Origin of the sequence: Streptococcus sp. CP1998 (genome assembly GCF_041026655.1) — a bacterium.
GTDB lineage: Bacteria > Bacillota > Bacilli > Lactobacillales > Streptococcaceae > Streptococcus > Streptococcus dentalis.
Genome location: NZ_CP163380.1, coordinates 636660 through 660954 on the forward strand (window position 1 = coordinate 636660; position 24295 = coordinate 660954).

A 24295-nucleotide genomic window follows, 5' to 3' on the forward strand; every position below is an offset into this window, starting at 1 on the left:
AAGTGAAAACAAATAAAGAGAGAGGACTGGTGTAATGGCTAGAGACGGCTTTTTTACAGGTTTAGATATCGGTACTAGTTCAATAAAAGTATTGGTGGCAGAACATGTCAATGGAGAAATGAATGTAATTGGAGTCAGCAATGCAAAAAGTGCTGGCGTCAAAGATGGAATTATAGTAGATATCGAAGCTGCTTCAAATGCAATTAAAAATGCAATCAGCCAAGCTGAAGAAAAAGCAGGGATTTCAATCAATCTAGTCAATGTTGGGTTGCCTGCAAACTTACTACAAATCGAAGCAACTCAAGGAATGATTCCAGTCACAAGTGATTCAAAAGAAATCACAGATGCAGATGTTGAAAATGTTGTCAAATCTGCACTCACAAAAAGCATGACACCGGATCGTGAAGTAATCACCTTCATTCCTGAGGAATTCACAGTTGATGGTTTCCAAGGAATCCGCGATCCACGCGGAATGATGGGGATCCGACTTGAAATGCGTGGCCTTCTTTATACAGGACCTCGTACAATCTTGCACAATTTGCGTAAAACCGTTGAACGTGCAGGCTTACAAGTTGAAAACATCATCATTTCACCGCTTGCGATGATCAAAACAGTCTTGAATGAAGGCGAACGTGAATTCGGAGCTACAGTGATCGATATGGGTGGTGGCCAAACAACGGTAGCATCTGTTCGTAGCCAAGAACTTCAATTTACAAATATCTACCAAGAAGGTGGCGATTATGTTACCAAAGATATTTCTAAAGTATTGAAAACTTCTCAAAAATTGGCAGAAGGCTTGAAGTTCAACTATGGTGAAGCCTATGTGCCATCTGCTGGAAACGAAGTTTTCCATGTAGAAGTCATCGGTGAAGTAGAGCCAGTTGAAGTGACTGAGAAGTACTTAGCTGAAATCATTTCAGCACGTATCAAACACATCTTTGAGCAAATCAAGCAAGACCTTGAGAGAAGACATTTGTTGGATCTTCCTGGTGGTATTGTGATTATCGGTGGAGGAGCGATCCTTCCTGGTGTTGAAGAATTGGCTCAAGAAGTCTTTGGTGTAAATGTGAAATTGTTTGTTCCAAATCAAATTGGAATTCGCAATCCAGCTTTTGCCCATGTGATTAGCTTGTCTGAATATGCAGGCAATTTGACAGATGTGGATATTATTGCTCAAGCTGCGGTTCATGGAGACGAAGTCTTGCGTCAACAACCGATTCAATTTGATCGTCCTGTGCAACCACAAGTACAACCACAACCTGCTGCTCCAGCACAACCGGTAGTACCTGCATACAATGCTGAGAAGATTGAATCTCCAGTGGATGCTCAAGGAATTCCAGCACAAGCAATGATAGCAAACAAGAACCAAAAACTACATTCACAGACCGAATGAAAAATTTGATCGGTAATATGTTTGATTAAGGAGTGTAAGTATTTATGACATTTTCATTTGACACAGCGGCACAAGGTGCAGTAATTAAAGTAATCGGTGTCGGTGGCGGTGGCGGAAACGCCATCAATCGTATGATTGACGAAGGCGTTGCCGGTGTAGAATTCATCGCCTAATACAGATGTTCAAGCACTTTCAAGTGCAAAAGCTGAAACAGTTATCCAATTGGGTCCAAAATTGACTCGTGGATTGGGTGCTGGAGGTCAACCTGAAGTTGGTCGTAAGCTGAAGAAAGCGAAGAAGTATTAACAGAAGCTTTGCAAGGTGCAGATATGGTCTTCATCACTGCAGGGATGGGTGGAGGATCTGGTACAGGTGCTGCACCAGTCATTGCTCGTATTGCCAAAGCTGTAGGTGCTTTGACAGTAGCCGTTGTGACTCGTCCATTCGGGTTTGAAGGTTCAAAACGTGGCAACTTTGCTATTGAAGGGATCAACGAACTTCGCGAGCATGTAGATACCTTGTTGATTATTTCTAATAACAACTTGCTTGAAATTGTAGACAAGAAGACACCGCTTCTTGAAGCTTTGAGTGAAGCAGATAACGTTCTTCGTCAAGGTGTTCAAGGGATCACTGACTTGATCACAAGTCCTGGATTGATCAACCTTGACTTTGCAGATGTGAAGACCGTTATGGAAAACAAAGGAAATGCCCTCATGGGTATTGGTGTTGGTAGCGGTGAAGAACGCGTTATCGAAGCGGCTCGTAAAGCAATTTACTCTCCACTTCTTGAAACTACAATTGATGGTGCAGAAGACGTGATCGTCAACGTAACAGGTGGTTTGGATATGACATTGATCGAAGCTGAAGAAGCTTCAGAAATTGTGAACCAAGCTGCAGGTCACGGAGTGAACATCTGGTTGGGTACATCTATTGATGAATCTCTTAAAGATGAAATCCGCGTGACAGTTGTTGCAACTGGTGTCCGTCAAGACAAGGTAGAACGCGTTAGCGGAATTGCTTCCTCACAACGTCCTTATAAAACAGGACCACGTGAACAACGTCCACAAGCTGCACCATTTGACCGTGAATTTGATTTGAAACAAGATGTTGAATTGCCAACAACTCCAAGTCGTCCAGCGGTAGAACCAAACCGTGGCTCAGCCTTTGGTGATTGGGATATTCGTCGTGAGAATATCGTTCGCCAAACTGAACCAACATCAACACATCAAGTTGATCGTTACGTAGATTCATCTTCAGATGATGATGAATTGGAAACACCACCATTCTTCCGGAATCGTTAATCATGAATCTGGTAGAGAATGCTGATCTTGTTCGGCAACAAGTAGAAACAGCAAGAAACAAAGCTAACCGTCAAGATCAAGTTAATGTGATAGCTGTCACCAAGTATGTGGATGTTGCTACAACAGAAGCACTGGTGAAAACAGGTATCCAACATATCGGTGAAAATCGTGTCGATAAATTCCTAGAAAAGTATCAAGCTTTAAAAGAGTATGACCTCACTTGGCACTTGATTGGGAGCCTCCAACGGCGGAAAGTAAAAGACGTGATCAATCTCGTCGATTACTTTCATGCCTTGGATTCGGTGAAGCTGGCTCAAGAAATTCAAAAGCGAGCAGAACACCCAATCAAGTGTTTCCTCCAAGTGAACATTTCTGGTGAAGAAAGTAAGCATGGATTTGCACCCGATGAACTGGATGATGTTTTAGCGGAAATCGCACAGCTGGACAAAATTGAAATTGTTGGTTTAATGACGATGGCTCCTTTTGAGGCTAGTCAAGAAGAGTTGCAGGATATTTTTTCAAAAACTCACCAACTTCAGAAACAACTAGAAAAGAAACAATTAAAAAATATGCCTTTTTCAGAACTAAGTATGGGTATGAGTCGTGACTTTGAAGTAGCCATTGCGAACGGAGCGACTTATGTTAGAATTGGGACATCATTTTTTAAATAGGAAAGAACTATGTCATTAAAAGATAAATTTAACAACTTTATTGACTACTTCACAGAAGACGGTGAAGAAGTAGAAGTTCATGAGGCAAAAGCAGCTGGGGCGGAAACACAACCAGTTCCACAGCCACAGCCGACTCCTCAAGTGACTTCTCCACGTCCGCAGATTAGTCAAAGAGAACCAGTAAAACCAAAACCGACTCCTGTCGCACCTGTTACGAATCCAGTGTCTACAGCGGCAGTGAAGGAACCTGTTTCAACAACGAAAAATACATCTGAGAATATTACTCGCTTGCATGAACGTCAACGTGAATTGGCTGCTAATCGTGCGAATACAGATGAAAAGATTACCATTGATGTACGCTATCCCCGCAAATACGAGGAAGCGACTGAAATTGTTGATCTATTACTATCTAATGAGAGTATCTTGATTGACTTCCAATATATGACTGAAGTACAAGCACGTCGTTGTTTAGATTATTTGGATGGGGCTCGTTATGTTTTAGCAGGAAATCTTCGTCGTGTTGCTAGTACCATGTACTTGTTGACTCCAATTAATGTAGTCGTTAACATTGAAGATATCCGCCTTCCAAATGATGTGGAAGTGACAGAATTTGACTATGATATGAAACGTAATCGTTAAGATGGTTATCTTTCAATACTTATCAAATATCATTCAAATCTATTCCATCATTCTTGTCATCTATGCCTTACTATCTTGGTTCCCTGGGGCACCTCAGAGTACTCTTGGACAAATGGTTCACCGCCTAGTTGAACCATTTTTGAGCCTTTTTAGAAAGTTACCATTGCAATTTGGGGGCTTGGATTTTACAGTTCTAGTAGCACTTTTGGTCTTGAACTTGATGAATCAGTTATTAGCCCGCTTGTTCCTACTTTTGATTGGATAGAATACGATGGGACAGACAGAGATTTACCAACATTTCAATCGCGAAGATCACGAATTCATTGATCGCTGTATTGAATTGTCTGAAAGAGTGGTGGAACGCTATTCTGTTGAGGTGACGGGTTTTTTAAACCCTCATCAGGTCACTATTTTACGAAATGTCGCGGCAAGCTACCAATTACAGGTCTTTGCTTCCAGTGATGAGCAGAAAATGGAGTATGCTAAGGTTATTGTTGCTCCAGATTATTACCAATTAGATCCAAGTGACTTTGATCTGGCCTTATTGGAAATGGTCTATGCTTCAAAATTTCATCACTTGACCCATTCCCAGGTACTGGGGACCATTGTTCACCAATTAGGTGTGGAGCGCAAGTCCTTTGGAGATATTCTGACGAGTGATGGAAAGATCCAAGTATTTGTTGAACAGCGTTTTGTTCACTATTTCATGGATCACATCCAGAAAATTTCTCGGGTACCTGTTAAGCTGAGGGAAGTTCCTCTATCTGAACAAATGATCGTAGAGGAAGAAAGCCAGCAGCGAGATATTCTCGTGTCGAGTTATCGGTTAGATAAGGTGATTGCTGGGACCTTCAAGCTTTCGCGCTCACAAGCTAGTCAGTTGATTAGTTCTGGTCTAGTGAAAGTTAACTATGCGACTACTTCCAATGTTAGCTATTCTGTAGGTCTGAATGATTTAGTCAGTGTCCGACGCTTTGGGCGTCTTAAAATTGTTTCTGAAAATGGTATTTCAAAGAGTGGAAAATATAAAGTAACTGTTGAAGTACTCTTAAGTAAAAAATGAGGAGGAGTTATGGCTCTTACTGCTTTAGAAATTAAAGATAAAACTTTTGGCGTTAAATTTAGAGGGTATGATGCGAACGAAGTAGAAGAATTTCTAGATATCGTTGTTCGCGATTATGAAGATCTTGTTCGTTTAAATCATGATCAAGAAGCAAAAATTCAAGCTCTTGAAGAACGCTTAAACTATTTTGATGAAATGAAAGATTCATTGAGTCAATCTGTTTTGATTGCACAAGATACTGCTGAACGTGTCAAACAAGCAGCTAACGAACGTTCTGAAAATATTGTTCGTCAAGCTGAACAAGATGCACAGCACTTAGTAGATGAAGCAAAACAAAAAGCAAATGAAATCCTTCGTCATGCAACGGATAATGCCAAGAAGGTTGCCGTTGAAACAGAGGAATTGAAGAATAAGACACGCGTCTTCCATCAACGTTTGAAATCAACCATCGAAAGCCAATTGAGCATTATCGATACACCTGAATGGGATGAAATTCTTCGTCCAACAGCTATGTACATTCAAACAAGTGATGAAGCTTTCCGTGAAATTGTGGAGAAAGCTTTGGGTGAATCAGTTCACCATCATCATGCAGAAGATGATAACATTGATTTGACTCGTCAATTCTCTCCAGCTGAAATCGAAGAATTGCAAAAACGAATCGAAGCTGCTAATTTAGAATTGGGTGCAACACAAGCGTTTGAAGGTTTGAATGAAAAAGTTCAATCCGCTTTAGAAGAAGCAGAGCACACTCGTCATGAAAATGAGGAAGTCGTTGAGGTTGAAGAAACTGTTCAACCTGAAGATGATGCAAATCGTGAATCTGTCAATATTTTATAGTTTTGTAAAAACAGGTCCATTAATGATAGGTCTAGCGAGCAGATGATGGTGGAAGATCTGCACTCCCTCTTAATGGATGATCCTTTTACAGTATTCGTTCTGAACCCTTGAGTAAGAACGGACGTTTCCCTCGTTACGGGATGAGAGGAGAAGGTCGCTTGCGACTTCTCGAACAAAGGTGGTACCACGAGCAATCGTCCTTTTTAGGATGCTCGTGTTTTTTTTATAGCTTTTAAATCAATAAGGAGACACAATGAAACTCAAAGAAACATTGAATCTTGGGAAAACAGCTTTTCCAATGCGGGCTGGGCTTCCAACGAAGGAACCAGTTTGGCAAAAAGAATGGGAAGATGCAAAATTGTATCAACGCCGTCAAGAGTTGAATGAAGGAAAACCGCATTTTACCCTTCATGATGGCCCTCCCTATGCTAACGGAAATATTCACGTAGGGCATGCCATGAACAAGATCTCAAAAGATATCATTGTTCGTTCTAAGTCTATGTCAGGCTTTTACGCCCCTTATATTCCAGGTTGGGATACCCATGGTTTGCCAATTGAGCAAGTCTTGGCCAAACAAGGTGTGAAACGTAAAGAAATGGACTTGGTTGAGTACCTGAAACTCTGCCGTGAATACGCTCTTTCTCAAGTAGATAAACAACGCGAAGACTTTAAACGCTTAGGTGTTTCAGGTGATTGGGAGCATCCTTATGTAACCTTGACGCCTGACTATGAAGCAGCGCAAATCCGCGTCTTTGGTGAAATGGCCAATAAAGGCTATATCTACCGTGGGGCTAAGCCAGTTTACTGGTCTTGGTCTTCTGAGTCAGCCCTTGCTGAAGCAGAGATTGAATACCATGATTTGGTATCAACGTCTCTTTACTATGCGAACAAAGTTAAAGATGGTAAGGGTGTCCTGGATACAGACACTTACATCGTTGTCTGGACAACAACTCCATTTACGGTTACAGCATCTCGTGGATTGACGGTAGGTGCAGAGTTTGATTATGTCGTAGTGAAACCTGCTGGATCTGACCGCAAGTATGTCGTAGCATCTGAGCTCTTGCCAAGCCTTTCTGAAAAATTCGGTTGGGAAAATGCTGAAGTCCTTGCGACTTACCAAGGGAAAGAATTGAACCATATCGTGACAGAACACCCATGGGATCCGGAAGTGGATGAATTGGTGATCCTTGGTGAGCATGTAACCCTTGATTCAGGTACTGGTATCGTCCATACTGCTCCTGGTTTTGGTGAGGATGACTACAATGTAGGGATTGCCAATGGCCTCGAAGTTGCTGTTACTGTTAATGAACGCGGAATCATGATGGAGAATGCTGGTCCTGACTTTGCAGGTCAGTTCTATGACAAGGTTGTTCCAACGGTTATCGAAAAACTTGGAGATTTGCTCCTTGCTCAAGAAGAAATCTCTCACTCCTACCCATTTGACTGGCGGACGAAAAAACCAATCATCTGGCGTGCCGTACCACAATGGTTTGCCTCAGTATCGAAATTCCGTCAAGATATCTTGGACGAAATTGAAAAAGTGAAGTTCCACTCAGAATGGGGGAAAGTCCGTCTTTACAACATGATTCGTGACCGCGGTGACTGGGTCATCTCTCGTCAACGTGCCTGGGGTGTGCCTCTTCCAATCTTCTATGCAGAAGATGGAACACCGATCATGACGGCTGAAACCATCGAACATGTAGCGCAACTCTTTGAAGAGCATGGTTCCATTATCTGGTGGCAGCGTGAAGCGAAAGACCTCTTGCCAGAAGGATTTACGCATCCAGGTTCACCAAATGGCGAATTTACAAAAGAAACAGATATCATGGACGTCTGGTTTGACTCAGGTTCATCATGGAATGGGGTTGTCGTTAACCGTCCTGAACTCAAATATCCAGCGGATCTCTACCTAGAAGGTTCAGACCAATACCGTGGTTGGTTCAACTCATCTCTTATCACATCTGTGGCGAACCATGGTGTTGCACCATACAAACAAATCTTGTCTCAAGGTTTTGCTTTGGATGGGAAAGGTGAGAAGATGTCTAAATCTCTTGGAAATACCATTGCTCCAAGTGATGTTGAAAAGCAATTTGGTGCTGAAATCTTGCGTCTCTGGGTAACTAGTGTAGACTCAAGTAATGACGTGCGTATCTCAATGGATATCTTGAGCCAAGTGTCTGAGACTTACCGTAAGATCCGGAATACTCTTCGTTTCTTGATTGCCAACACTTCTGACTTTAACCCAGCTGAGGATGCAGTTGTTTATGACGAGCTTCGTTCAGTTGACAAGTACATGACCATTCGCTTTAACCAGCTTGTCAAGACTATCCGTGACGCTTATGAAAACTTCGAATTCTTGACGATCTACAAGGCGCTAGTTAACTTTATTAACGTTGATTTGTCTGCCTTCTACCTGGATTTTGCCAAGGATGTTGTTTACATCGAAGGAGCTAAATCCCTCGAACGCCGTCAAATGCAAACAGTCTTCTACGATATACTTGTGAAAATCACGAAACTCTTGACGCCAATTCTTCCTCACACTGCTGAAGAAATCTGGTCCTATCTTGAGTTTGAAGCAGAAGACTTCGTTCAATTGTCAGAATTACCAGAAGCAGAAACGTTTGCCAACCAAGAAGAAATCTTGGATACTTGGTCAGCCTTCATGGACTTCCGTGGTCAAGCTCAAAAAGCCTTGGAAGAAGCGCGGAATGAAAAAGTGATTGGTAAATCACTTGAAGCTCATTTGACTGTTTATCCAAATGAAGTTGTGAAAACACTTCTTGGAGCTGTTGATAGCAATGTTGCTCAACTCTTGATTGTTTCTGAGTTGACCATCGCAGAAGGACCAGCTCCAGAAGGTGCAGTGACCTTTGAAGATGTAGCCTTCACGGTTGAACGTGCAGCTGGTGAAGTTTGTGACCGTTGCCGTCGCATCGATCCAACAACGGCTGAACGTCACTACCACGCAACCATCTGTGATCACTGTGCACGCATCGTCGAAGAGAACTTTGCGGACGCAGTCGCAGAAGGATTTGAAGATAAATAAAAGCCATTAAAAGAAGTTCCATAAAGGAACTTCTTTTTTAATGGCTAGAATGGTCTATAAATTCATGCATTAAGGAAATAAAAAAAGTAAGGCAAATTGGCCTTACTTTGTAATTGGAAAGGAAATTTCAATTAGTTTATCGGAGTAGAGGGTTTTAATAGCGGATTGGTCAATGATTTGAAGATCAATCTTACGTTTTAAAAAGAACTCACGAATTTTTTCTACTTCAGTTTCACGAATAGCTCGGTGTTTGTTACTGATCAATAATTCATAGTGTGTTGGGGCCTGTGTAAAAACAACATCGGTATTGCCCGCGGAATAAACCTCGACAAGCAAGGCGTCAGTGCTGGCAAGTTGGCTTTTGACCAGTGCAGCATGACTATTTGTGGTATTAATGAGCTTCATATGAGTTCCTCCTAACCTCTATCTTCATTTATTATAGCACTTTTTTATTTTTTGTGAAAGAATTCCTTTATTTTTTGTGGGTATTTTTCCACTGTTCAATGCCCCATTTGTGACTGCCACGTTTGAGTTTTTCAATAGCTTCCTCTACAGGAAACCAAGCAAGATTGTTAAAATCTTCCAGTGGTTTTTGAGCCTCTGTATAGTCTACAACTTCATAAATATAGGCAGGATTGTAGTAGTAGGCGTCGCGATGGCTAGAATAGAAGTACTCATCTGCTTGGCCATAGTATTGTCCTAAAATAGCGGTAAAGCCTAATTCTTCGATCAGTTCCCGTTTCAGAGCTTGCAAGTGATCTTCACCTGCCTCGATTTCCCCGCCTGGTAAGAACCAGGCTCCATTAGGAGCTTGAACGAGGATGATCTGATCCGTGTCCTTATTGGGAATAACAGCGTAGACACCATAGCGATTGACGTAGGTCACATCTTGTTTTTTTTTACCAAAACTTGGAATGGTCATGGTTTTCTCTTTTCTTATTTTTTCATCATTATATCATATTTTTTAGCAAAAATCTGGAGGGAAAAAAGAAAGAGACTGGAACAAAGGTCCTAGCCTCTCAATTATTTTTGGATTGTCGAGCAAGACGCAGTGGTTGAGTGGGCTCTACTACGCCGATTTCATCAGCTTTTACAGCCCTACTCAACTGTGCGGAGGTGGGACGACGAAATCGAATTCTAACGAATTACCGATTTCTGTCCCACTCTCTGAATGTACATTTACTGATTATGATTATGACTTCTTTTCAGCCGTCTTATGAACAGCTTTGATGCTAATATCTCCATTGCTGGTCATGACTGCTTTGAGTTGTTTCTCACTTGGATGTTCCAGGTAATAATCGGTAATAGCATCTTCGATATGATCTTGAATGGTACGACGGAGTGGGCGGGCCCCCATTTTTGGATCGTATCCCAGATCGACCAATTTTTCTTTGACCTTCTCTGTCACATCCAGATGAATCTCATTTTGTGCGAGACGTTGATTGACTTCATCCAGCATGAGGGTAACGATTTGGAGAAGGTTTTCTTTTGACAGAGGTTGGAATTCAATGATGCCATCAAAACGGTTCATGAATTCAGGGCTAAAGAAGTTACCGAGTTCTCCAAGTACAGAGTTGGTTCGACCTTCGCGAGCAGCTCCAAAACCAACATTGGCCTCAGCTTTGCCAGTTCCAGCGTTAGAGGTCATGATGATAATGGTATCTTTGAAGCTGACGGTACGGCCTTGACCATCTGTCAAACGGCCATCATCCAAGACTTGCAAGAACATGTGCATGACATCTGGATGGGCTTTTTCCACTTCATCCAATAACACGAGGGAGTAAGGATTGCGACGAACCTTTTCCGTTAGTTGTCCAGCTTCATCGTAGCCAACATAGCCCGGAGGAGCTCCGACTAGTTTCGCTACGCTATGTTTTTCCATGTATTCGCTCATATCAAAGCGGATCATATTGTCTGCAGAGCCAAAGAGCTCGATCGCTAATTGTTTAGACAACTCGGTCTTTCCGACACCAGTTGGTCCGACAAAGAGGAAGCTTCCGATTGGACGGTTAGGCGATCCTAAGCCGACACGATTGCGTCGAATGGCTTTCGCGATTTTATCTACGGCATCGTCTTGACCAATCACATGAGCTTTCAAATCAGAAGCCAGATTGATCAATTGAGACTGTTCTTTTTCTTTCAAATCACCAACAGGAATATTGGTCTTTTGTTCAACGATGTGTTCAATCGTTTTTTCACTGATGACAGGGGTTTCCTGATCGGTGACATGTTGACCTTGCATTTCCTTGTATTTCGCGATTTGGTCACGGAAGTAGGCTGCTTTTTCAAAGTCTTCTTCACGGGTCGCTTGGGCTTTGAGGTTTTCCGCTTCAATCAAGCGCTGGTCGATCACTTTTGGATCCACGAAGTTTAGGGTCAGGTTCATCTTAGACCCCGCTTCATCCAACAAATCAATGGCCTTGTCTGGCAGAAAGCGATCTTGGATGTAGCGGTTTGAAAGAATAGCTTCGATGGCCCCGTCTGTATAGTGGACGTGGTGGTAGTCTTCGTATTTTTTCTGGATGCCCTTGAGGATGGTGATGGTTTCTTCAACCGTTGGTTCATCGACCTTAACGGGCTGCATCCGACGTTCCAAGGCCGCATCTTTTTCAATGATACGGTATTCATTGAGGGTAGTAGCCCCAACTAATTGGAGTTCACCGCGCGCCAAGGCTGGTTTGAGGATATTTCCAGCGTCCATATTGCCCTCACCAGCAGATCCTGCGCCAACAATTTCATGGATTTCGTCGATGAACAGGATAACATCTTCGCGTTGACGAATTTCATCCATTAATTTTTGCATGCGTTCTTCGAATTGACCACGGATACCTGTACCCTGAACGAGGCTGACGACGTCTAGGCGGATGACTTCTTTTCCTTGCAATTTATGAGGAACGTCGCCATCGACGATTTTTTGAGCCAGGCCTTCCACAACGGCAGTTTTTCCGACCCCAGGCTCTCCAATCAGAACCGGGTTGTTCTTGGTTCGACGGTTGAGAATTTCGATGACACGGATAATCTCCTCGTCACGGCCAATGACAGGGTCAATATCCCCTTTGCGGGCAATTTCTGTAACATTGATGCCAAACTCCTCTAACAGTCCTTTTGGCTTTTGAGGGCGTGCTTGACGAGGGTCTTGACCGTCGCCACGGTTATTGTTTTGACCGTAGCCACCACCTCCATAACTGCCTCCGGATTGAGTTGGAGGGGTTTGAGGTTCTTGCGGATTTTGGAAGTTTCCAAGGTTATTGAAGAAATCTTCAAAAGGATCTCCAGTGAGTTGGCTCCGTTGGGTCATGCCTTTTAAGAAGCTGTTATTTGGGTCTGTTTTCATAATTTTATAGCAATTTTGACAGAGGTCTACTTGCTGCTGACGTCCATTTACATTTGTATATAAATGGATGGTTGATTCATTTATTTTACAATTTTGACAAAGCATATACATACCTCACAGTAGGTTTTTGATGGTTTTCCATCAAGAGACGAGCCTATTTTTAAAAGGTCAAAAATAGTCAAAGATTTATAGTTTCATTATATCAGTATTCTAGAAGTTTGCAAGAATTTGCTACGGAATGTCGCTAAGGATTGAAGAAGAGAGCAAATCAAAGGAAAAATGTGAATTTTTATTGGAAGAGCTTTCTCTTTTATGATAAAATAGGAGAGTAGAAAGTAAAGAGGAGAAATAAAATGGAATCACATTTAGTACGGATTATTAACCGTTTGGAGACGATGACAAAAGACGGTGGAAACTTAAAACGTAATTTTGAACGTGACGGTGTTGTTGTCGCTGAAGTAGCCTACAACCACAATGAAGAAGAAGGTTCAACCTTTACACTTCGTGATGTTAAAGCGCGTGAAACCTATACATTTGATAGCATTGATTTAATTGCAATGGAAATTTATGAATTACTTTACTAAGTAGCTGAGTGGATGAGTTTGGGGTGGTCTCAAGCTCATTTTTTGTCCATCTGGTTATAGTTTTCGTCTATAAGAAATTCTAAGCAGGAACAGTTAGGTTTGAGAGTTGAAATCTGCTATAATAGAGAGGACTATTTTCATTACTTGACTAGAAAGAGAATTGACATGACGACAATCATTGATGGGAAGGCGCTCGCTACAAAATTACAGGGTGAGATTGCGAAGAAAACAGCACAATTAAAAGAAGAGACAGGAGTTGTGCCTGGCCTCGTTGTAATCGTGGTAGGAGATAATCCAGCTAGCAAAATCTATGTAAGAAATAAAGAGCGTTCTGCTATTGCGGCAGGCTTTCGGAGTGAAGTGAGACGACTTCCTGAAAGCATCAGCCAAGCTGAATTATTAGAAGTGATCGAACACTACAATCAAGATCCCCTTTGGCATGGGATTTTGGTGCAGTTGCCACTGCCTAAGCATATCGATGCGGATGCAGTCCTTTTAGCCATTGATCCGACAAAAGATGTGGATGGCTTTCATCCATTGAATATGGGACGCTTGTGGGCTGGAAATCCTCTCATGGTGCCTTCAACTCCCGCTGGGATCATGGAGATGTTCAAAGAGTACGGGATTGATCTAGAAGGGAAGCGAGCAGTCGTGATTGGTCGTTCCAATATCGTTGGAAAACCAATGGCGCAGTTGCTCCTCGCCAAAAATGCGACGGTAACCTTGACCCATTCTCGGACCCATCATCTGCCTAAAATTGCTAGAAGAGCAGATATCTTGGTTGTTGCGATCGGTCGTGCAAAATTTGTAACAGCAGACTTCGTGAAAGAAGGTGCCGTCGTCATTGACGTCGGAATGAATCGCGATGAGAATGGCAAATTGTGTGGGGATGTCGATTTTGACTCTGTTGCCCCTTTGGCCAGTCATATTACTCCGGTTCCAGGAGGGGTTGGGCCTATGACCGTCACCATGCTGATGGAGCAGACCTTCGAAGCAGCTGTTCGTGCCTTAAAAAAATGAAAGTGTGAACAAGATGAAGTTTGTATTTGATTTAGATGGAACCCTGTCATTCGATGGTGTCACAATCGATGATGAAATCAAACAGGTCTTATTGAGAGCAGAAGAATTTGGCCATGAAGTTGCCTTTGCTTCTGCACGTTCTTACCGGGACTGCTTGGACCTTTTAGGGGATCCATTGAGTCAACAACTCGTGATAGGCTTAAATGGTGGATTGGCCTATCGTCAGGGACAATTAGTATATGAGGAACAATTGGACAAGGATGTGTATCGGGAAGTCCTTGGCTTTTGTCACCATTACAATCTACCATTTTTTGTGGATGATACCTTTGATTATAGCGGACAGATTTTGGAAAAGATTCCTTTTGTTGTTAATGTAGACCCTCTCAAGAAAGCCCAGTATCGTTCGTTAGAGGAGCTGACAGATCCGATTAAGGTTGTGATCTATATGGGTGGCCATGAGGAGCTCGTGGATGAGATCATCGAGCGAATCGAAAAGACAGACAAGGCCCATATCCGCTATCATGCGCATGAAAAATGCATCTATCTCAATCCAGCAGATACGCATAAAGCAACAACCGTAGAAGAACTCTGTGGAGAGAATTTCGTGGCTTTTGGCAATGATCAAAATGATATCGAGCTCTTTGAAAAAGCTCTTTATGCAGTTCAGATTGGTGATTTTCCAGCCCTTCAGCCTTATGCGGATGATCAATTGGTAGCCAAACAAAATCAACCACAAGCTGTGGCTGCTAAGATCTTGCAAGTCTTTGCAGAATTCAGAGGAAAATAAAAGAAGGGGGGGAGTCGTGGCTTCTCCTTTTTCGCTAGAAATGAGGATGGTATGAGAAGAGTTGAGAAAGAAGAGATCCAGCGAGTCATTGTGCAGCGAGAGGCAAAGTCTTATAAGGGTGATTTTGGCCGTCTGCTCTTGATTGGCGGGACTTACCCCTATGGGGGAGCTATTATTATGGCGGCGCTTGCTGCGGTTCATAGTGGAGCGGGTCTAGTCACTGTTGCAACAAATCCTGATAATCTGACAGCCCTTCATAGCCATCTTCCTGAAGCCATGGGCTTTGATTTGGCAGATCACGAACTCCTTTGTGAGCAGCTCCAAAAAGCCAGCGTGATTCTCGTAGGACCTGGCTTAAAGGAAGTAAGAGAAAACCAAGTAATCTTGCACATGATTTTTGAGCAAGTCTCTAGCCAGCAGGTCTTGATTTTGGATGGAGGAGCTATTAGTCTTTTTGCAAGCTCTCAGTTTGACCTGCCAGAGGCTCAGTTGGTCTTTACCCCTCATCAAAAAGAATGGGAAAAACTGTCAGGGCTTGAGCTAGCAAGCCAGATTGAAGACAAGAGTCGAAGAGCAGTACAGAACTTTCCTAAAGGGACTGTCATTGTAGAAAAAGGGCCTCACACCCGCATTTGGACAAGTGGGCAAGAAGAGGGCTATCAGCTAGATGTTGGTGGCCCCTATCAAGCAACAGGGGGCATGGGGGATACCTTGGCAGGGATGATCGCAGGATTTGCGGGTCAATTCCCACAGGTCAGTCTCTATGAGCGCGTGGTGGTTGCGACCTATCTCCATTCAGCCATAGCAGAAGATTTGAGCAAGGAGGATTATGTGGTTCTACCCACGACTATCAGCAAAGAAATCCCCAAATGGATGAAAAAGTGGAGTGACAAAGATCAGGTTACCAGCACTGAAAATAGAAAATAGGTAAAAAAGATGAAGGAAAGCATTCGGAAAGCAAATCAGTATATCAATGAAAACAGGGAGAAGGTTGACCAGCAATATAGAGGGGCATTTCATTTGCTGCCTCCAATCGGCTGGATGAACGATCCAAATGGTTTTGTTTATTTCCGTGGGGAATACCATTTGTTTTACCAATTCTATCCCTATGATAGTGTTTGGGGTCCCATGCATTGGGGGCATGCCAAATCAAAAGATCTTCTCCATTGGGAAGAATTACCAGTAGCTATAGCACCAAGTGAAAGCTATGATAAGGATGGTTGTTTCTCAGGTAGTGCTATTGTGAAAGATGACAAGCTCTATTTGCTGTATACTGGTCATGTAGACGATGAGGAAAAGCGCGAGGAGACTCAGTGTCTTGCGGTGTCGACAGATGGCATTACCTTTGAAAAGTTGCCTACTAATCCAGTGATCCATGCTCAACATATTGAGGGGATCGCAGATATTGCAGATTTTCGTGATCCTAAAGTATTTGAATACGAAGGAAGCTATTACGCTGTCGTTGCTTCTAAGACGCCAGATGACAGTGGTCAAATTCTCCTATTTGCATCAAGTAATCTAGTAGATTGGGACTTTACATCAGTCCTTCTAGAAGGTGAAAAAGGGCAAGGGATTATGTGGGAGTGTCCTGATTTCTTCCCTTTAGATGGCAAATGGGTCTTGATTCTGTCTCCCATTGAAATGGAAAGGCAGCAAGAAAAATACTGGAATTTAAATTCGACGGTTGCCTTTATCGGTGACATGAATTGGGAAACGGGGCGCTTTCGTGTTGATTCTTATGATGAATTGGATGGTGGTTTGGATTTCTATGCCCCTCAAACTAGTCAAGGACCAAATGGCGAACGATACATGGTTGCCTGGATGCAAATGTGGCACCGGTCTATCCCCAGTCATGATTTAGCCCATGGGTGGGCAGGTAGTATGACTCTTCCAAGAAAATTGTCCTTGAAAGACGGACGATTGGTTCAGGAGTTACCTGAGTCAGTGAAAGAACAATTTCTTGTAGAACATGCATCAGAAACCATTGTTCAGGGCAATCAGATTACGATCCCAGCGAGAGGGAAACAAACCTTGTTTGAGCTAGATACCAAACCGGGTCGCTCCTTTATCCTTGGATATGGCGATGAAACCGATCCTGATAGTGTCTTGCAATTGGTTTACGACGCCTCTCAAAAACGCTTTAGCTTAAGTCGAGACCAATTTGGGCACCCCATTTCTGGAAAAGAAAATCCAGCATTTCAATCGAGATGGATTCAGTTGGATGCTGAAAAGGATCATCATTTTTTGATCATTCGCGATACCAACTCAATCGAAGTATTCGTGGATGGTAAAACTCTCTCGATGACCTTTTATGAAACGACTGAGAATCCTGTCTATACCCTCACGGCAGATGAAGGAGTTGATTGGGTCGTAAAAACCTATCAAAAATAGGAAAGCAATAGCCTCCTAAAGAATAAAAAGACAAGTACTGTGACTTGTCTTTTTTGTGTATTCCAACTTGGTCTTGAGTTTTAAGGATGCTGGTGTCAAACAGACAAGTAGAGAGCAACTTGAATAAAATGAGGCCTGTAGAGAAAGGAAATTCATGATTTCGCTTTGTCTGCCAGCCTTTTTTGGTGTTTTTTGGTATAATTAAACTTGATCATATTCTGCAGAAAGGAGTTCCTATGTCCAACTATTTATCCGTATCAAGTTTGACCAAATATTTGAAATTAAAATTTGATAAGGATCCCTATTTGGAAAGGGTTTATCTGACAGGGCAGGTCTCCAATTTCCGAAAACGTCCCAACCACCAGTATTTTTCATTAAAGGATGAAAAAGCGGTCATTCAGGCAACGGTCTGGGCTGGGGTTTATCGAAGCTTTGGTTTTGAGCTAGAAGAAGGCATGAAGATCAACGTCATCGGTCGCATTCAGCTCTATGAGCCAAGTGGGAGTTATTCCATTGTCATTGAAAAGGCTGAGCCAGATGGGGTAGGGGCCTTGGCCATCCAATTTGAGCAACTCAAGAAAAAGTTGACCGAAGAAGGGCTCTTTCAGGATCGGTGGAAGCAAGCTCTGCCACAATTTCCTAGAAAGATCGGGGTCATCACCAGTCAAAGTGGGGCCGTGATTCGCGATATTATCACAACGGTGAGCCGACGCTTCCCTGGTGTAGAGATTGTGCTCTACCCGACCAAGGTTCAGGGTGAAGGAGCATCTAGTGAGGTGGTTGCTAATATTCAAAGAGCCAACCAACGGGATGATTTGGATGTCTTGATTATCGGTCGTGGGGGTGGTTCAATTGAAGATCTCTGGGCCTTTAATGAAGAAGCAGTGGTGCGAGCCATTTTTGAATCGCGGATTCCGATTATCTCCAGTGTTGGACATGAGACAGATACGACTCTAGCCGATTTTGTAGCAGATCGACGAGCTGCTACTCCGACAGCAGCTGCTGAATTGGCTACTCCAGTAACGAAGTTGGATCTCTTGTCGCATTTACAAAAGCAGGAAAATCGCATGGCAACAGCCATGTCCAATCGCTTGGCCTATAATCGTGAACGCTTGGCCAAATTAAGTCAATCGGTTATTTTTAGACAGCCTGAAAGACTCTATGATGGCTACCTGCAAAAGATTGACCAGTTGCAATTGCGATTGAAACAAGGGATGCGCGATGCTTATGGGCAAGGGGCCAATCAGCTGCAAGGTCTGCGTCATCGCCTAGAAGCTATGTCTCCTTTGCATCGCATCGAGCGCTACCAAGATCGCCTGCTCCAAAATAAGAGAATCTTAACCAGCCGAATGGAACAAGTCCTAAAAGAGCAAAAGATCAAGGTGAAAGGCTTATCAGAAGCCCTCTTGATGCTCGATACCAGTCGGATTATTGCGCGTGGCTATGCCATGGTCAAGGAAGGAGATCAGGTCCTAGATTCCGTTGCGAAAGTAACAGAAGGGGACCCGCTGTCACTCATCATGAGAGATGGCCAGTTAGAAGTAGAGGTAAAACATGTCGAAAGAAAAGAAATTTGAAGAAAATTTAGCAGATTTGGAAGCCATCGTCCAAAAATTGGAGAGTGGTGATGTGGCTTTAGAAGAAGCCATTACAGAATTCCAAAAAGGAATGAAGTTGTCGAAAGAATTGCAAGATACCTTGGATCAAGCAGAGAAAACCCTGGTCAAGGTCATGCAAGCAGATGGTACTGAAGCGGATCTAGCATGAGACAAGAAGAAAAACGAAATAGAGTAGAGCAAGCAGTTCGCTCTTTTTATGAGGAAAAATCTGTTGCCCCCCATTTAGTGGAGTCGGTCCTTTATTCGATCCAGGCAGGAGGAAAACGCCTGCGCCCCTTGCTTCTTCTAGAATTGTTAGAGGCCTTTGGACAGGAATTGACGGAGGCTCACTTTCAAGTGGCAGGGGCTTTAGAGATGATCCACACAGGAAGCCTTATTCACGATGATTTGCCAGCCATGGACAATGATGATTACCGTCGGGGGCAATTGACCAATCATAAGAAATTCGGAGAAGACCTGGCGATTTTAGCAGGGGATGCGCTTTTTCTTGATCCCTTTGGGATGATTGCTGCCAGTGCCCTTCCTGATGCGGTCAAGGTCTCTTTGATCCTTGAATTGTCAGATGCTTCCGGTAGTCGTGGAATGGTAGCTGGCCAAGTCCTGGATATGGAAGGGGAGCACAAACAGCTCACATTAGCAGAGTTGCAGACTATCCATGCCAATAAGACAGGACGCCTCCTTGCCTATCCTTTCATCGCAGCTGGTTTGATTTTAGAGTTGCAAGCAGACATTGCTCAGCTTTTAAAAAAAATCGGGAAAAAATTAGGCCTGGCTTTTCAAGTGAGGGATGATATTTTGGATTTGGTCGCTGATTTTGAGGCTTTGGGGAAGACCCCTCAAAAGGACTTAGTGGCTGAAAAATCGACCTATCCAGCCCTGTTGGGATTGGAAGAATCAAAAGCTTTGCTGACAAGAGAATTAGATGCTTGCGAGGACTTGTTGGATCAGATTACAGCTGCTTGCGACTTTGATCCGCAAGCGATCAAGAAATTAATAGAAGGATTACGAATAGATGGCTAAGGAAAGAGTGGATGTATTAGCCTATAAACAAGGCCTATTTGATACCCGCGAACAAGCCAAAAGAGGGGTGATGGCAGGTCTTGTCGTTGCCGTTATCAATGGTGAGCGCTTCGATAAACCGGGTGAAAAAATTGATGAAGCAACCGAGTTGAAATTAAAGGGCGAAAAGCTCAAATATGTCAGCCGGGGCGGTCTTAAATTAGAAAAAGCTCTGAACCAATTTGGTTTATCTGTAGAGGGTAAAATTGCGATTGATATTGGAGCTTCTACAGGTGGCTTTACAGATGTCATGCTGCAAAATGGAGCCAGCCAGGTCTTTTCGGTGGATGTCGGGACCAATCAGTTGGCCTGGAAATTGCGCAATGATCCTCGGGTGGTCTCGATGGAGCAGTTCAATTTCCGTTATGCCGAGCCAGATGATTTTGAAGCGACACCGAGCTTTGCGAGCATCGATGTCAGCTTTATTTCCTTAGACTTGATTCTGCCAGCCCTTCACCGGATTTTGGCAGAAAATGGACAAGTCGTAGCCTTGGTGAAACCTCAGTTTGAGGCAGGACGCGAACAGATCGGGAAAAATGGGATCATTAAGGATCCTAAGATTCATTTCGCCGTTCTTGAAAAGGTCGCTGCTTTTGCAGGGACACATGGCTTTGCGGTAATGGGAGTGGATTATTCCCCTATCCAAGGAGGCCATGGCAACATCGAATTTTTGATGTATCTAGAAAAAAAAGAAGAGAAAACAAAGCCAACTACAGAGCAGCTGGAGGCTGTTGTGGAGCGGGCACACAAGGAATTTAAACATGAAGAGTAAGAATATTAGATTAGAAAAAATTCGTCGCTTCATTCGCGATCATGAAGTGGGGACCCAAGAAGAAATCGTCGAACATTTGAAAGAAGAAGGCATCTCAGCAACCCAAGCGACAGTATCACGGGATATCAAAGAATTGGGTATCGTAAAACGTCCTCTGAAAGATATGACTTATGTCTATGAATTGCCACGCAAGCACCACCAAGGGATCGGGATGATCGAAAGCAATATTTTGTCTCATCGTCGCATGGGAGAATATGTCAATTTCACCATGGTTCCAGGTACGGCTCCTTTAGTCAAACGTCGCTTGCGGGAGATTTATAAGGAGCATATCTTTAGTATTGTTGCAGATGATGATACAATCTTACTGATCGCCTATTCAGCTCCAGAAGCAGAGAATATCCTCAAATCAATCTTTGGGTGGTAAGAGCCTATGCTATTAGAAATTTCGATTAAGAACTTTGCCATTATCGAAGAGATTTCCTTAAATTTTGAAAAGGGAATGACGGTACTGACAGGGGAAACAGGTGCAGGGAAATCCATCATTATCGATGCCATGAACATGATGCTGGGAAGCCGTGCAACGACGGATGTCATTCGACACGGAGCTCCAAAAGCGGAAATCGAAGGTCTCTTCACTGTTGAGAGCAATCGCCACTTGACGGCTCTCTTTGAAGAGCAAGGACTAGAGTGGACCGATGAATTGATCATTCGCCGAGAGATTCTGCAAAATGGACGAAGTGTCAGCCGGATCAATGGTCAGATGGTGAATTTGTCTGTCTTAAAGGCAGTCGGTCAACATTTGGTGGACATCCATGGCCAGCATGATCAGGAAGAACTTATGCGCCCCCAATTGCATATCGCTATGCTGGATGAATTTGGGGATGCAGCCTTTTTCCAAACTAAAGATGCTTATCGTCAGACCTTTGAAGACTACAAACGCCTGCGCAAACAAGTGGTGGAACTCCAGCGTAACCAGCAGGAAAATAAGGCCCGTATTGAAATGATAGAGTTTCAAATTGCAGAGATTGAGGCTGCTTCCTTGGAAGTGGATGAGGATGTGCGTTTGGAGCAAGAACGCCAACGCCTGCTCAATCACAAGATGATTGCAGATACCCTAACCAATGCCTATACCATGCTGGATGCAGAAGAATTCTCGAGCCTCTCCAATGTTCGCTCAGCCATGAATGATCTGGAAAGCATCGAAGAATACGATCCCAGCTACAAAGAGCTCTCAAGCCAGTTATCTGAAACCTTTTATGCCCTTGAGGATATTACCAAGCGCTTAGAAGATGTGGTCGATGGTCTGGAGTTTGATGGCAATCGCCTCATGCAGGTGGAATCACGTTTGGATTTGATCCACTCCATCACGCGCAAGTATGGTGGTCAAGTCAAGGACGTCTTGGAATACCTGGCGCAAATCACCAAAGAATATAGCCTCCTCACCGGAAGTGACCTCTCGTCTGAGGATTTGGAAAAAGAACTGAAACGTTTGGAAAAGAGTTTGGTCACCTTGGCTCAAGATTTGAGTGATCAGCGGCATGCCCTGGCCCAAGCTTTGGAAAATGAAATCCAGCAAGAATTGGCAGATCTCTACATGGACAAGGCGCGTTTTCAAGTGCGTTTTAGCAAGGCTAAGTTTAATCGGGAGGGAAATGAAGCCGTCGAGTTTTACATTTCGACCAACCCAGGTGAGGACTTTAAACCTCTTGTCAAGGTGGCATCTGGCGGAGAATTGTCACGCTTGATGTTGGCCATTAAGTCTGCTTTTTCTCGAAAAGAAGGAAAAACCAGTATTGTCTTTGACGAGGTGGATACAGGAGTCTCTGGGCGCGTGGCTCAAGCCATCGCAGCGAAAATTCATAAGATTGGTCAAAATGGCCAAGTGCTTGCTATTTCTCACCTGCCTCAAGTCATCGCTGCAGCAGATTATCAATTCTATATTGAGAAAATCAGTGATGCACACTCTACTGTGTCTACAGTACGTTTGCTCAATAGAGAAGAACGAATCGAAGAAATTGCCAAGATGCTGGCAGGAGAGGATCTAACGGAAGCTGCCCGTCAACAAGCAGAGCAACTTCTCAAGCGTTAAGAGAAAGAAGGTTTGAACCAATGTCAACATACTTTGTAGTCGGGGATATTCACGGAAAAGCACAAATGCTAGAAGAGCTCATGACAGAGTGGGATGGAAAAGCTCAATTGGTCTTTTTAGGGGATTTGATAGATCGAGGCGAAAACAGCAAACGATCGATTGAAATCGTAAAAGACTACATAGACCACCACGGAGCTGTCTGCCTTTCTGGGAATCACGAGTACATGTTTTTAGCTTGGTTGGACAATCCAGAAGAGCGTTATGACCACTATCGAAGAAATGGTGGCGATACGACCATCAACTCTCTTTTAGGCCGGCCGCTCGATGCTCCTGTGGATGGCATTGCGGATGCACAAGCCGTAGAGAGTGCCGTCCCTGACTTGGTGGCCTTTATCCGCAGTTTGCCCTTTGACTACGAGACAGAGACCTATTACTTTGTTCACGCTGGTGTGGATCTAACCCTTGAAAATTGGCGGGAAACCAGTGATTACCAAAAAGTCTGGATTCGTAAACCATTCCATGAAGCGGAGAATCATACAGGAAAATGGATCGTCTTTGGCCATACGCCGGTTTATGGACTGCTCAATGAGCCGGTCGGTACCGAAAATCTTTGGATTTCAGATCAGAAGATGGGCGTCGATGGGGGCGCTGTCTATGGTGGAGTCCTCCATGGATTGCTCTTGGATGATCAAGGCATCGTCCATGACCATGTCCTTCATAATACAGGTTTTTCTGCCGCAGACGACTGAGGAAGCAGGAATGGATATCTTTCACTGCAAAACCCCGTGTTTTTTGATATAATGAAAACAGAACATTCTTAGGAAGAGTATAGAAATATATGGCAAATATTAAAATAGTTACAGACTCATCTATTACAATTGAGCCTGAAGTGGTTGAAGAATATGGCATTACCATTGTGCCACTTTCTGTTATGGTGGATGGAGTCCTTTATTCCGACAGTGAGTTGGGCGAAGGGGACTTCTTGCGCTTAATGCAGTCTAGCAAAAATCTTCCAAAGACCAGCCAACCACCTGTTGGAGTCTTTGCGGAAATTTATGAAAACCTAGCAGCAGATGGAGCTCATATCGTTTCAATTCATATGTCTCATGCCTTGTCAGGAACCGTAGAGGCGGCTCGTCAAGGGGCAACCTTGTCAGGGGCAGAAGTAACTGTGATTGATAGTGGCTTTACAGACCAAGCCATGAAGTTCCAAGTGGTTGAGGCAGCTAAGTTGGCTAAAGAAGGAGCAGATCTAGACACCGTTTTAGCTCGTATTGAAGAAGTCAAAGAAAAGACAGAGTTGTATATCGGCGTATCTACCTTGGAAAATCTAGTTAAAGGTGGTCGGATTGGCCGTGTTACCGGACTTTTGAGCTCGCTTCTCAACATCCGTGTGGTAATGGAAATGAAGGACCATCAATTGGAACCAATCGTCAAGGGACGTGGAAACAAGACCTTTAAGAAATGGTTGGATGAATTAGTAGAAAAACTATCCCACAGCAAGGTGGCTGAGATCGGGATTTCTTACGCAGGGACACCAGAGTGGGCCAATGAAATGAAGGCTCAGTTGCAATCACTCGTCGAAAAAGCGATCCCTGTTCTCGAAACTGGATCGATTATTCAAACCCATACAGGTGAGAATGCATTTGCAGTTTTGGTGCGCTACGAATAAGCTAAATAAATGTTTAAA

Annotated in this window: 23 protein-coding genes and 1 pseudogene; 21 read left to right on the plus strand and 3 right to left on the minus strand. The window is 43.5% G+C overall.

What is annotated here, in order from left to right:
- Positions 1–34 precede the first annotated feature (34 nt).
- The 8 genes and pseudogenes from ftsA (at position 35) to ileS (ending at position 8950) form a co-directional block, all read left to right on the plus strand.
- Positions 35–1393 (plus strand): cell division protein FtsA, encoded by a 1359-nt coding sequence (gene ftsA / locus AB4X21_RS03400; RefSeq protein WP_369088176.1) that lies wholly within the window; start codon positions 35–37, stop codon positions 1391–1393.
- Positions 1394–1437: 44 nt separating this feature from the next.
- Positions 1438–2694: pseudogene (gene ftsZ / locus AB4X21_RS03405) on the plus strand (cell division protein FtsZ).
- A gap of 2 nt (positions 2695–2696) precedes the next feature.
- Positions 2697–3365 carry a YggS family pyridoxal phosphate-dependent enzyme gene (locus tag AB4X21_RS03410; RefSeq protein ID WP_003011742.1) on the plus strand — a complete coding sequence of 223 codons (669 nt, stop codon included), beginning with the start codon at positions 2697–2699 and terminating at the stop codon, positions 3363–3365.
- 9 nt (positions 3366–3374) lie between these two features.
- The gene (locus AB4X21_RS03415; RefSeq protein ID WP_003011597.1) at positions 3375–4004 is read left to right on the plus strand and encodes a cell division protein SepF; all 630 of its coding nucleotides are present in this window, start codon (positions 3375–3377) and stop codon (positions 4002–4004) included.
- Between the two features lies 1 nt (position 4005).
- Positions 4006–4269 (plus strand): YggT family protein, encoded by a 264-nt coding sequence (locus tag AB4X21_RS03420; RefSeq protein ID WP_003011858.1) that lies wholly within the window; start codon positions 4006–4008, stop codon positions 4267–4269.
- A 6-nt stretch (positions 4270–4275) separates the two neighbouring features.
- Positions 4276–5067 (plus strand): RNA-binding protein, encoded by a 792-nt coding sequence (locus tag AB4X21_RS03425; RefSeq protein ID WP_155125500.1) that lies wholly within the window; start codon positions 4276–4278, stop codon positions 5065–5067.
- Between the two features lie 9 nt (positions 5068–5076).
- Positions 5077–5904, plus strand: a complete 828-nt coding sequence (locus AB4X21_RS03430) for a DivIVA domain-containing protein (RefSeq protein ID WP_155125502.1) — start codon at positions 5077–5079, stop codon at positions 5902–5904.
- A 253-nt stretch (positions 5905–6157) separates the two neighbouring features.
- Positions 6158–8950 carry an isoleucine--tRNA ligase gene (gene ileS / locus AB4X21_RS03435; protein WP_369088177.1) on the plus strand — a complete coding sequence of 931 codons (2793 nt, stop codon included), beginning with the start codon at positions 6158–6160 and terminating at the stop codon, positions 8948–8950.
- Positions 8951–9052: 102 nt separating this feature from the next.
- On the opposite strand, the gene AB4X21_RS03440 is transcribed toward ileS, so the two are convergent.
- The 3 genes from AB4X21_RS03440 to AB4X21_RS03450 form a co-directional block, all read right to left on the minus strand.
- Positions 9053–9355 carry a DUF1827 family protein gene (locus tag AB4X21_RS03440; protein WP_003012157.1) on the minus strand — a complete coding sequence of 101 codons (303 nt, stop codon included), beginning with the start codon at positions 9353–9355 and terminating at the stop codon, positions 9053–9055.
- A 67-nt stretch (positions 9356–9422) separates the two neighbouring features.
- Entirely contained in the window at positions 9423–9872 is a 450-nt protein-coding gene (locus AB4X21_RS03445; protein ID WP_369088178.1) for an NUDIX hydrolase, read from the minus strand.
- A gap of 270 nt (positions 9873–10142) precedes the next feature.
- A complete protein-coding gene (locus AB4X21_RS03450) occupies positions 10143–12389 on the minus strand; it encodes an AAA family ATPase (RefSeq protein WP_369088179.1) in 2247 nt (748 codons plus the stop codon).
- 248 nt (positions 12390–12637) lie between these two features.
- Here AB4X21_RS03450 and AB4X21_RS03455 point away from each other — a divergent pair, with 248 nt between their 5' ends.
- From AB4X21_RS03455 to AB4X21_RS03515, 13 genes are all read left to right on the plus strand, one after another.
- Positions 12638–12868: a DUF1797 family protein gene (locus AB4X21_RS03455; RefSeq protein WP_003011913.1), complete on the plus strand. Its 231-nt coding sequence runs from the start codon at positions 12638–12640 to the stop codon at positions 12866–12868.
- Positions 12869–13033: 165 nt separating this feature from the next.
- Complete coding sequence (locus tag AB4X21_RS03460; RefSeq protein ID WP_369088180.1) at positions 13034–13888, plus strand: bifunctional methylenetetrahydrofolate dehydrogenase/methenyltetrahydrofolate cyclohydrolase; 855 nt, start codon at positions 13034–13036, stop codon at positions 13886–13888.
- Between the two features lie 13 nt (positions 13889–13901).
- On the plus strand, positions 13902–14675 hold the full coding sequence (locus AB4X21_RS03465) for an HAD-IIB family hydrolase (protein ID WP_003012261.1): 774 nt from the start codon (positions 13902–13904) through the stop codon (positions 14673–14675).
- Positions 14676–14726: 51 nt separating this feature from the next.
- Complete coding sequence (locus AB4X21_RS03470; RefSeq protein WP_369088181.1) at positions 14727–15602, plus strand: NAD(P)H-hydrate dehydratase; 876 nt, start codon at positions 14727–14729, stop codon at positions 15600–15602.
- 9 nt (positions 15603–15611) lie between these two features.
- Positions 15612–17066: a glycoside hydrolase family 32 protein gene (locus AB4X21_RS03475; RefSeq protein WP_369088182.1), complete on the plus strand. Its 1455-nt coding sequence runs from the start codon at positions 15612–15614 to the stop codon at positions 17064–17066.
- Between the two features lie 236 nt (positions 17067–17302).
- Positions 17303–18643, plus strand: a complete 1341-nt coding sequence (gene xseA, locus AB4X21_RS03480) for an exodeoxyribonuclease VII large subunit (RefSeq protein ID WP_003011714.1) — start codon at positions 17303–17305, stop codon at positions 18641–18643.
- Complete coding sequence (locus AB4X21_RS03485; RefSeq protein ID WP_003006013.1) at positions 18621–18833, plus strand: exodeoxyribonuclease VII small subunit; 213 nt, start codon at positions 18621–18623, stop codon at positions 18831–18833. The genes xseA and AB4X21_RS03485 overlap by 23 nt, the downstream gene beginning before the upstream one ends.
- Entirely contained in the window at positions 18830–19705 is an 876-nt protein-coding gene (locus AB4X21_RS03490; RefSeq protein ID WP_155125518.1) for a polyprenyl synthetase family protein, read from the plus strand. Before AB4X21_RS03485 ends, AB4X21_RS03490 begins: the two co-directional genes overlap by 4 nt.
- Positions 19698–20516, plus strand: a complete 819-nt coding sequence (locus tag AB4X21_RS03495) for a TlyA family RNA methyltransferase (protein ID WP_155125520.1) — start codon at positions 19698–19700, stop codon at positions 20514–20516. Before AB4X21_RS03490 ends, AB4X21_RS03495 begins: the two co-directional genes overlap by 8 nt.
- Positions 20506–20940, plus strand: coding sequence for an arginine repressor (locus AB4X21_RS03500; protein WP_003006022.1), 435 nt, complete (start codon positions 20506–20508; stop codon positions 20938–20940). Before AB4X21_RS03495 ends, AB4X21_RS03500 begins: the two co-directional genes overlap by 11 nt.
- 6 nt (positions 20941–20946) lie before the next feature.
- A complete protein-coding gene (gene recN, locus AB4X21_RS03505; protein ID WP_369088183.1) occupies positions 20947–22605 on the plus strand; it encodes a DNA repair protein RecN in 1659 nt (552 codons plus the stop codon).
- A 20-nt stretch (positions 22606–22625) separates the two neighbouring features.
- Positions 22626–23354 carry a metallophosphoesterase gene (locus AB4X21_RS03510; RefSeq protein ID WP_369088184.1) on the plus strand — a complete coding sequence of 243 codons (729 nt, stop codon included), beginning with the start codon at positions 22626–22628 and terminating at the stop codon, positions 23352–23354.
- An 89-nt stretch (positions 23355–23443) separates the two neighbouring features.
- Complete coding sequence (locus AB4X21_RS03515) at positions 23444–24277, plus strand: DegV family protein (RefSeq protein WP_003011558.1); 834 nt, start codon at positions 23444–23446, stop codon at positions 24275–24277.
- Positions 24278–24295: the final 18 nt, after the last annotated feature.